This is a genomic window from Microcoleus sp. LEGE 07076 (assembly GCF_015207455.1).
GTDB lineage: Bacteria > Cyanobacteriota > Cyanobacteriia > Cyanobacteriales > Microcoleaceae > Microcoleus.
Map to the genome: position 1 here is coordinate 1 of NZ_JADEWV010000201.1, position 10,439 is coordinate 10,439.

Here is a 10,439-nt window from a genome sequence, read left to right on the forward strand (position 1 = left end):
TTCTTGAGTTTGATGTACAGTTCCCGCCAACAAAATTACGCTTTATCTACGCGAGAAAAACGGGAATTAAAAAAAGGTCTAAAGCAGCAACTAGAATCCGCAGAAATTGACAATATTGACAGCATTGCTAACATTTTAGTCAATATCGGATTGCAGGGAAACTTGGAAGAATTCTTGCCCTTGCTCAAAGACCCTGAAAGCGAAAATATTATCAAAACTGCCTACGATTTTGCGAGCATTTACAGAAGCGCCAAAACCATAGCTACCGCTACAGAACGCGCTGCTAAAGTCGTCTTTGCCCTGAAAAATTATGCGCGTTACGATATCAATAGCGAAAAATTACAGGTGAATATTACTGAAGGAATTGAAACTGTATTGACTCTTTATCAAAACCAGATCAAGCAGGGTGTGGAAATAGTCAGAAACTATGAAGCTGAATTGCCTGCCGCACTGTGTTATCCCGACGAACTCAATCAAGTTTGGACAAATTTAATTCACAATGCTTTACAAGCGATGGAGAATCAAGGAACTTTAACAATTGACGCGAGACAGCAAGATACCAACGTTGTCGTAAAAATTACCGACAGCGGTAAGGGGATTCCACCAGAAATTTTGCCTAAAATTTTTGAGCCTTTTTTTACTACCAAACCTGCCGGAGAAGGCAGCGGGTTAGGATTGGATATCGTTGAAAAAATCATTAAAAAACATCAGGGTAAAATTGATGTGAAGTCGGTGCCCGGTCAAACTGAATTTACAGTGTCTGTGCCGATTAATTTAATTGAGTAGCTGACACTCCCCAGACATCTATCTGGGGCTAAAAATTTGCCGTCTACCCCGCACAATGTATAATTTAGACAATGATGTGCTTACCAATTGGGATTCACTCAGCGAGACTAAAGGAGAAAAGTAGCGATGTCTAAACCAGCAATTTTGTGTGTTGACGATGAAGTAGCGGTGTTGGAAAGTCTGGAAATTGAACTGCAACAGGCATTTAACGGTAAATATTTGTGCGAATTTGCTGAAAGTGCAGTAGAAGCACTGGAAATTATTGAAGAGCTATGTGAAGATGAGGTTAACATTCTAGTCATTGTCTCTGATTGGTTGATGCCCGGAATGAAAGGAGATGAGTTGCTGATTGCAATCCATCAAAAATATCCGCAAATTGTGACAGTGATGCTGACTGGGCAAGCAGACGCAGAAGCAATCGATCGCGCAAAAAGTCAAGCAAATCTTCATGCTTTCATACAAAAGCCTTGGAAAAACCGAGAATTAATTGAAGCGATTAAGTCTGGTCTAGAAAATTTATGAAAAAACCAGTCATTATTTGTGTTGATGATGAGCAGACTATACTCGATAGTCTGGAAATAGACTTGCTAAAAGCTTTTGAAGATAAATATTTAATTGAAACTGCTCAAAGCGGCGAAGAAGCTTTAGAGTTGCTGTCAGAACTTTTAGCAGAACAGTATGAAGTTCCTTTGGTTATTTCTGATCATATCATGCCGAATATGAAAGGAGACGAGCTATTGAGGAGCATTCATGCCATTTCGCCGAACACTCTGAAGATTATGCTGACAGGTCAGGCAGATTTGGAGGCTGTAGCCAATGCTATTAACTATGCTAAATTGTACCGATACATAGCTAAGCCTTGGCAATCTGATGACTTAAAATTAACTGTTACTGAGGCAATATACAGATATTTTCAAGATAAACAATTAGCTGAGAAACAAATAGAACTTCAGGAGATGAATCAGGAGTTAGCAAGATTAAACCGCAAGCAAGCGATGCTGATTTCTAAACTTCACGAAAACGAAAGTCGGTTGACGCAATACCTGGAAGCGATGCCGTTGAGCGTGTGCGTGCTGGATGCTAACGGTCAATCTTTTTATGCTAATCAGAAGGCGCGGGAGGTATTTGGTAAAGGTACTGTGCCGCATATTAATTCGGAGCAAAAAGCGGCAATTTATCAATTTTATAAATCCGGAACTAATGAGAGATGCCCTGTTGAAGAATTGCCAATTATGCAGGCGCTCCGGGGCGAAAGTGTGCGAACTGAGGCTGTAGAAATTAGGACTGGGAATAAGATTATTCCGGTGGAGAGTTGGGCGACTCCTATTTATGATTCTCTCGGGGATATTTCCTACGGGATTATTGCTTTTACTGACATTACTGAACGCAAGCAAGCTGAAGCAGCGCTGGTGCAAGCTGAAGAGAAGTATCGCCAGATATTTAAAAATGCTCTTGAAGGTATTTTTCAGAAGGCACCTGACGGTAAGTTGCTCAGCGCTAATCCTGCTCTGGCTCAAATCTACGGCTATGATTCCCCTGAAGAGTTGGTGTCTAGTGTTAATGATATTCAGCGGGAATTATACGTGCAACCGCAGCGCCGTCAAGAGTTTTTTGCGATAATGGAGCAGTACGGTACTGTATCTGAGTTTGAGTCGGAAGTTTACCGCCGAGATGGTAGTGTTATCTGGATTTCTGAGGATGCGCGCACTATTTTTGATGCTAGCGGTGAGGTGCTTTACTATCAGGGTTTTACTGAGGATATTACTTTACGAAGAGTGGTGGATGTGGAACGGCTTAGGTTTACAAATGATTTAGAAAAAGCTTTGGTAGCTCAAGAAAAGTTAAATGAAGCGCTGTTAGAAAGTGAAAGTCGGTTGACTCAATTGCTGGAAGCGGTGCCGGTGGGTATATTTGTGGTAGATGCTGTTGGAAAACCTTGCTATATGAATTCTTGGGCTGAGAAAATATTTGGTAAAGGCTTGGTTGCTGATGTTGTTCTTAGCAGTTTGTCGGAAGTTTATCAAACTTACTGCGCTGGAAGCAATGAGCTGTATCCGCAGGAGATTCAACCGATTGTGCGGGCGCTGCGGGGGGAAGTGGTGCACGTTGACGATGCGGAAATTCACCGCCCGGAGAGGATTGTGCCGATCGAGGTTTGGGCGACTCCAATCTACGACGAACGGAAAAACATAGTTTACGCGATCGCCGTTTTTCAAGATATCACAGAGCGTCAACAGGTAGAAACCGAGCGCCGCCAATTCACAAACGATCTCGAAAAAGCTTTAGCAGCCGAAGAAAATTTAACAGATGCTTACGGGCGGTTTGTGCCGCACCAATTTCTGCACTTTCTGGGATATGAAAGTATTCTGGACGTAAAATTAGGCGATCAGGTGGAGAAAGAAATGTCAGTGCTGTTTTCAGATATTCGCGATTTCACTTCTCTTTCTGAAACGATGAATCCCGAAGAAAATTTTAAATTTATTAATGCTTATTTATCGCGGATGGAACCGGCAATTACTGAAAATTTTGGTTTTATTGATAAATACATTGGCGATGCGATTATGGCGCTGTTTAATGGCTGTGCGGACGATGCTGTGAAAGCTGGAATTGCGATGCTCGAACAGCTTAACGAGTATAATATTAGTCGCCATCGACCCGATCGCCCGCCGCTGCAAATTGGCATTGGGATTAATACGGGTTCTTTGATGTTAGGGACGGTTGGCGGCCAAAGTCGGATGGACAGCACGGTGATTAGCGATGCGGTAAATTTAGCCTCCCGCGTGGAAAACTTGACGAAAGAGTATGGAGTTTCGATGTTAATTACTCAAAATACTTTTGTACAGTTGAACGATATTTATGATTTTAGATTGATCGATCGCGTCACAGTCAAAGGTAAATCGGAATTGGTAACGATTTATGAAGTATTCGCGGGAGATCCGCCGGAGTTGCGACAGAAAAAGTTAGAGACCAAAACAATCTTTGAGGAAGCTTTGGTATTGTACAATAATCAGAAGTTTGCCGAAGCGAGAAAATTGTTTTCGGAGTGCAGAAAAATCAACTATGAGGATAAGGTAGTTCAAATTTATATGCAGCGATGCGTGAAACGGGCGATATATTCTATATAATACCAATTCTCAAAAATTTTGCAACAGTTTTTATATGGGTTCTCCTCACCCAGATTCATGCTAAACGAATCTGATTTTAGTCATTCCAGGGGACAGGATATAAATCATCCCCAAATCTCAAACTTTAAATGGTTGAGACGGGCAGGGAAACGGAAACTATGGTTTCTGGCTGTGGCAAACTTTCTATTTTAAATTCTCCTCCGTGCAATTCTGCAAGGCGTTGAACGATGACCAGACCCAATCCCAAACCTGGTTGTTGGTAAAGTTGGCGATCGAACTGTCTGTAAGCTTCTAGCTGTGAAATCTGATCCGGAGTCATGCCGCGACCTCGGTCTTTTACAGACAGAATAAACGTCTGATTTTTCACAAAACTGGTTAAAAAAACCGGGGTTCCTTCTAAAGAAAATTTGAAGGCATTATCTAGCAGTTCTTCGACAATTTTTGTAAGTTTTATAGAATCAATAGCGACCGACGAATCTTGCAAATTTAATTGTAAATCGTCTGTTCTATTTACTTGTTTTGCTTGCTGTCGCGCTTTTTCAGCCAGCAAAGATTTGACGCAGCTAAATTCACTGCTACGCATCTCAAGAAGCTGTTCGGGATTTGTGGCCGCTATTTCCAGTTCTGCATAGAGCAAAAAGTTCTGAATCAGCCTGTACAACCGATGACCGGAAGTGTTAATTTGCTCGATCATTTCTAAAATTTCGGATTCTTTAAAAATTTGATATTCTGACAATATTAGTTCCGAAAAACCCAAAATGGCATTCAAAGGAGTCCGCAATTCGTGGGGGAGCGACATACTAATATTAGTTCGCAATTCGTTGAGAGTTTGTTGAGAATGTGTACTAATTGTTTGATATTTTTCAAGTCGAATAGCAATTGCTTTTAGGAGTTCTTGTGGCGTACAAGGTTTAGTAATGTAATCGTCGGCTCCCAGTTCCATGCCCGTGCGAATGTCACTTTTATCGGCTTTGGCTGTGAGGAAAATAAACGGAATTGTGGCAGTTAGTGGTTCGGAGCGCAAGGCTTTGAGGACGGCTTGACCGTCTATTTCCGGCATCATCATGTCGCACAAGATTAAATCCGGGATTTGTGCGATCGCCAATTTGATGCCGATTTGGCCGTTGCTGGCTCCAATCCCTTGAAAATTCTCGGCTTCCAGTAAATCTAAAATATTTTCTCTGATCGATTCTTCGTCTTCAATCACCAAAATTTTTACCACGGTAATTACTCCTTTTAATTAATAATTTATGAGAAATATCTGCGTTCAGATGGTTGACAATATTGTTGATTTTGGGATAAAATAGAGGGGTAAACGGCAAATGGTTATAGTTGATAATTAAGTTGTTGTGGGTCCTGAAAAATCAAAGGCAAGGTAATAGTGAAAGTTGTGCCTTTTCCTTCTTCACTGTCGATCGCCAGTTGACCGCCGTGAAGTTCCACAGCCCGTTTGACAATTGCTAAGCCGAGACCGGTTCCCGAAATAGTGCCGACATTCGTAGCTCGGTAAAAAGTTTCTAATATCCGCTCTAAATCGGCTGGGGGAATCCCGATACCCCTGTCTTGAACTTGGAAAACTGCTTTTTTGTTCTGACAGTTGAGCAGCAAGGAAACTGTACTGCCGACGGGGGAATATTTGATGGCATTTGAGAGGACGTTTCCCAAGATTTGCCGGAGCAGTTTTTCATCCATTTGAGCCTCGCAGTTGTCGCCTTGATATTTAAAGGCGATCGGGTGTTGGTTGCTGTCGTTGAGCTGTTGCTCTTCCACCAGTTGTCGGCAAAATTTTTCGAGGTTTAAGGAAACCGGTTGAAACTGCAAGGTGTTTGCTTCAATTTTGCCAATTACGAGGATATCTTCTAATAACTCTGTCATGCGTTTAATTGCTAATTGAATCCGCACAAAATGAGTAGATTTTTTATCTTCAGTCCACTGAGAACTGTAATCTTGCAGCAATCCCGTCGAAAATTGGATGGTTGTCAAGGGGGTGCGGAACTCGTGGGAAACCATTGTCACAAATTTGGCTCGCAATTCTGAAAGTTCTTTTTCTCGTGCGAGGGCTTTGAGAATTTCCGCTTCGGCTCGTTTGCGATCGCTAATATCCCGGGCTTCAGCAATCAGCAGCAAAACTTGTCCCGTGTCATTTTTAACAGGTTTCAGCGAGAAATCAACTGTGATCGTTTGCCCACTTTTGCCTAAAAAGTCTATTTCGCCCCGAAAAAACTCGCCCGCAGCAGCTTTGGCGAGGCCTTCTTTTAATTGTTCTTTACCATTTGGTGACTGCTGCCAAATCGACTGTTCCCAAATCGGGTAGCCGATAATATTTTGCGATCGCACTCCGGCAAAATCAAGGGCTGTCTGGTTCACTTCCAGTACGATTCCTTCGGGAGTCAGCAGCTTGGTAAGCTGAAACGAAGAGTCAAAAATCGCCCGAAAACGCCGCTCGCTTTCCCGCAGCATTTGAAATGTTTGAGATCGTTCGATCGCGTAGCGGATCGTCCGGACTAATAATTGGGTGGTAATTTGACCTTTAACAATGTAATCTTGAGCTCCCAAACGGACTGATTCGAGGGCGATCGCCTCATCGTCCAAGCCTGTCATTACCACCATCGCCACATCCGGAGCCACTTCTCGCAGGCTAGTTAGGGTTTCCAAACCGTGGCTGTCGGGCAAAGAAAGGTCGAGCAAAACTATATCAAAGGATTGTTTGGACAGTTGGGCGATCGCCTCGTGCAGGAACTCTACAGACACCAGTTCCCACTGCACTCCCGCAGATACTTCTAACAGTTCTGCAAGCAAATCAGCATCAGCGGGATTGTCTTCTACTAACAGAATCTTAATCCACATAGCTTACACCTTTTTGATTTAAACGTTGGTAGTATTCAAATATAATATTCAAGTTTTTGGCTGGTTCTTCCATTCTTAACTTAAAAATTTTGGTCTGGCAAGGAGCGGTCGCGGCTGTCCTCGATCCTCAATCAATTAATAAGTTATAGGGAGTTGGACGACCGCGAGCCAAAATTCCTCAATTAACCTGACTACTTTAGTAAATTGTACGAAGTCTACAGGCTTGGTTATGTAACAGTTGGCGTGGAGCGAGTAGGACTTGACAATATCATCAGGAGCTGCTGAAGTGCTGAGAATTACGACAGGAATTAATTTTAACTTCGGGTCACTTTTAATTTCTTCTAGCACTTCAACGCCGCTTTTTTTCGGCAGATTTAAATCGAGCAAAATCAAATCGGGACGGGGTACGCCCAGATAGGGTGCTTTTTTGCGTAAAAACTTGATTGCTTCGACTCCATCCTCCACAAAATGTAAGTTATTTAATATTTTACCCTCACTTAGGGCTTCTATTGCCAAATCGGCATCGCTGGGAGAATCCTCAATCAACAGAATCTCAACTGGTCTAACAGTGCTTCGATCGCTCATAACCGACGTATCCTTTTGATTACAGGAAAAAAAATTAACTTTCAGCCTTCAGGTACTAATTATAGGAATAGTAAAGAAAAAAGTCGCTCCTTTTCCTTCCTGAGATTCCACCCAGATGCGCCCGCCGTGGCGTTCCACAATGCGCTTGCACATCGCCAAACCTATGCCAGTACCGGAATATTCGCGCCTTCCGTGCAGGCGACAAAAAATGATAAAAATGCGATCGGCATACTGCGGAGCGATGCCAATGCCGTTATCGCGGACGCTGAACACCCATTCGCTATCTTGCCTGCAGGCAGCGATATGAATCAACGGGATATCTTCGCGACAAAACTTGATGCCGTTGGCGACCAAATTTTGGAATAACTGCACCAGTTGAAATTCATCTGCCATCACGGTTGGCATCGCCTCGCAGGTAATGGCAGCCTTTGTTTCGGCGATCGCAATTTGCAAATTAAACAAACTTTGCTTGACAGCAGCGTTGCCATCGGCTGGCTCAAATTCTTTACCTCGGGTTCCCAGGCGCGAATATGCCAACAAATCATTAATCAATTGTTGCATTCTGGTGGAGCCGTCAACAATATAATTAATATATTTATTTGCTTTAGCATCCAAATTGCCTTGATAGCGCTGGGCCAGCAATTGAGCGTAACTGGTAACGGCTCGGAGAGGTTCTTGCAAATCATGAGAAGCCGCATAAGCAAATTGTTCTAATTCCTCGTTAGAACGCTTCAACTCTTCTGTAAGTTGCAGCATTTGCTGCTCTGACTCTTTGCGGCTTGTAATGTTATAAACCAAAGCGCAACACGACAGCATATTACCCTGCTCGTCCAATACAGGACTGGCAGAAAGATAAGTCCAAATACCTTTGCCGTCCTTGGTTTTGAATTTAAATTCGTGTTGTTCAACAATACCTTGGTTTCGCCCCTCGCTCAGAGCGAGAGCTTGTTGTTTTTCCGGTTCGTCCATGAACTCCCAAAGCGGCTTCCCGAACATTTCTAATTCACTATAGCCGAGCATTCGCGCCATTGCGTGGTTGACATAAGTCGTGCGAGCATTGCTGTCAACTACCCAAATACCTTCTTCTGCTAATTCAACTATTTGCCTGTACTTAAATTCGCTTTCCTGCAAAGCTGTTTCAGTTAGTTTGCGCTCGGTGATATCTTTTATAAAACAGTGGTGGCCGTTAAATATCCCTTGTTCGTCGCAAGCTGTTACCATCGTTATTTGCTTGTAAAAAAACGAGCCATTTTTCCGAATGCCTCTAGCTTCAACTTCTACTCTCCCAGAAATTAGCATTTCCTGATAAGCTAATGTCAACATCTCTACATCATCAGGATGTACAGTAAGTGGCCATGCCATGCCGAGCATTTCTTCCGGTTCGTAACCGCAGGTATGAGCGTAAGCTCGGTTAATTTTCACATAGCGTCCTTCACTGTCGAGCCGCGAAATGCCTTCCACCGCATTTTGCAGGGCATTGGTGAGGTCGCGCAGCTCTTTTTCAGCTTGTTTGCGTTGCGTAGCTGCCGCCACGGCATCGCTAATATCTTGACCGATACCCAAAAAACCAGTGATATTTCCTTCAGTATCAAATAAGGCAGTCACCGACAATTGCACCGGAAACCGCGAACCATCTTTGCGAATGTAAGTCCATTCATTCTCATCAGCTATTCCCCGGCGTGGTAAAGTAAAAAAAACTTCCATTCCCGGCTGGATTTTTACTCCTAATTTTTGAGAAAGAACTTCGGCTCTCTTGCTGACCTCCAGAGGATCGTGAATGATTTCTGGCGTGACTTTTCCCACCACTTCTTCGGGGGAATATCCTAAAAGTTTCTGGGAAGCGCGATTAAATGTTTTAATAGTACCGTTGGTATCTGTGGAAATAATTGTGTAGGTAGCGCTGTTAAGAATTGCATTTTGTAGTTGTGTCAACTCCCACAAACTTATCGCAATTGTTTGTCTGTAGGCTACTTCTTTTTGCAATTGTTGGTTGGAAATTTCGATTTGAGCAGTGCGCTCGGCAATTCGAGTTTCCAGAGTTTCATTGAGCAGTCGATTTTCCTCTTCTACCAGCTTGCGTTCTGTAATGTCAGTAACGGTACACACATAACTTTTAACCTCCCCATTTTCTCCGATTTGACCGACAGCTTGAGCGAAAACCCACTTCACCTGACCGCCGTCAAGACGTTGAAAACGGTACTCAGATTTAAACGGCAATTGCGACTGCGCGACGCTATACCATTGAGCAAAAACGCTGTCGCGATCGTCTGGATGAATGCCTCGCAACCACCCTTTGCCTAAAGCTTCATCGCAGGTAATTCCAGCAATTTGACACCAGCGTTCGTTGACATACAAACAGTTTTTTGAATTGTCAGCATAAAATATTCCAACTGGCGAAGCTTCTGTTAAAGTTTGATAGCGAGCGTCACTTTCTCGACGTTCGGCGATTTCTGTTTGCAGTATTTGATTAATCATTCCTAATTGAGCGGGACTCGTGAAAACTAATGCTTCAGGAATTAACGGAATTAATGCGAAAGCTGTGTAAGCAGAAATGACTGCGGTTATCAGTTTCAAGCTCCCAGAAAGCCAATAAACAGGATGCCAAAGCGTCCAAACTTCCATTATATGAGTAGTGCCGCAGGAGAGAATAAAGGCTCCAAACAGCCAGAAAATGTTGCGAAAGGGCAAATCTTTTCGTTTAAAGACAACATAAATGAGCGATAGGGGTATTGAATAGTAAGCCAGGGCAATTATAGAGTCTGAGACTATGTGGAGTCCCACTAGCTCTCGCTGCCACAGGTAACAGTGGCCGTGAGGAATATAGTTCCCGATGAATAGCAGGTTATTTAAGAAATTCCAGAGCATAAGGTGCGATTTACAGCCTGTTAAAAGAATAAAAATGGATCTGAGCTATAACTTATAATTTATCTCAATTTTTTAAGATCGATCGGCGATTGAAACCTACTACACAGCCGATAGTGTAGGTTGGGCCCTTGGAACGAAACCCAACAGTCATTGATTATGGAATGATAATTAAATAACTTACAATTTTTATTGTTATTGTGGGATGGGCGGGAGAGCCCGTTTTTTCTGGAC

Annotated in this window: 7 protein-coding genes; 3 read left to right on the forward strand and 4 right to left on the reverse strand. The window is 43.0% G+C overall.

Going from position 1 to position 10,439, the window contains the following annotated elements; all coding sequences use genetic code 11:
* The 3 genes from IQ270_RS24205 to IQ270_RS24215 all read left to right on the forward strand — a co-directional run.
* A partial coding sequence (locus IQ270_RS24205) for a sensor histidine kinase (protein WP_193975735.1) occupies positions 1-786 on the forward strand: 786 nt, incomplete at its 5' end.
* A 126-nt stretch (positions 787-912) separates the two neighbouring features.
* On the forward strand, positions 913-1,308 hold the full coding sequence (locus IQ270_RS24210; RefSeq protein WP_193975736.1) for a response regulator: 396 nt from the start codon (positions 913-915) through the stop codon (positions 1,306-1,308).
* Positions 1,305-3,911 carry a PAS domain S-box protein gene (locus IQ270_RS24215; protein ID WP_193975737.1) on the forward strand — a complete coding sequence of 869 codons (2,607 nt, stop codon included), beginning with the start codon at positions 1,305-1,307 and terminating at the stop codon, positions 3,909-3,911. Before IQ270_RS24210 ends, IQ270_RS24215 begins: the two co-directional genes overlap by 4 nt.
* 124 nt (positions 3,912-4,035) lie before the next feature.
* Here IQ270_RS24215 and IQ270_RS24220 read toward each other — a convergent pair whose 3' ends face one another.
* From IQ270_RS24220 to IQ270_RS24235, 4 genes are all read right to left on the reverse strand, one after another.
* Positions 4,036-5,133 carry a response regulator gene (locus tag IQ270_RS24220; protein WP_193975738.1) on the reverse strand — a complete coding sequence of 366 codons (1,098 nt, stop codon included), beginning with the start codon at positions 5,131-5,133 and terminating at the stop codon, positions 4,036-4,038.
* A 104-nt stretch (positions 5,134-5,237) separates the two neighbouring features.
* Positions 5,238-6,758: an ATP-binding protein gene (locus IQ270_RS24225; protein ID WP_193975739.1), complete on the reverse strand. Its 1,521-nt coding sequence runs from the start codon at positions 6,756-6,758 to the stop codon at positions 5,238-5,240.
* Positions 6,759-6,893: 135 nt separating this feature from the next.
* Positions 6,894-7,343, reverse strand: coding sequence for a response regulator (locus IQ270_RS24230; RefSeq protein WP_193975740.1), 450 nt, complete (start codon positions 7,341-7,343; stop codon positions 6,894-6,896).
* A 48-nt stretch (positions 7,344-7,391) separates the two neighbouring features.
* Positions 7,392-10,208, reverse strand: coding sequence for a PAS domain S-box protein (locus tag IQ270_RS24235; RefSeq protein ID WP_193975741.1), 2,817 nt, complete (start codon positions 10,206-10,208; stop codon positions 7,392-7,394).
* Between the last annotated feature and the right edge of the window lie 231 nt (positions 10,209-10,439).

Excerpts from the sequence above, each read along its gene's own strand:
- IQ270_RS24225 (WP_193975739.1), bottom strand. The coding sequence starts at position 6,758 with ATGTGGATTAAGATTCTGTTAGTAGAAGACAATCCCGCTGATGCTGAT.
- IQ270_RS24235 (WP_193975741.1), bottom strand. The coding sequence starts at position 10,208 with ATGCTCTGGAATTTCTTAAATAACCTGCTATTCATCGGGAACTATATT.
- IQ270_RS24215 (WP_193975737.1), top strand. The coding sequence starts at position 1,305 with ATGAAAAAACCAGTCATTATTTGTGTTGATGATGAGCAGACTATACTC.
- IQ270_RS24210 (WP_193975736.1), top strand. The coding sequence starts at position 913 with ATGTCTAAACCAGCAATTTTGTGTGTTGACGATGAAGTAGCGGTGTTG.
- IQ270_RS24230 (WP_193975740.1), bottom strand. The coding sequence starts at position 7,343 with ATGAGCGATCGAAGCACTGTTAGACCAGTTGAGATTCTGTTGATTGAG.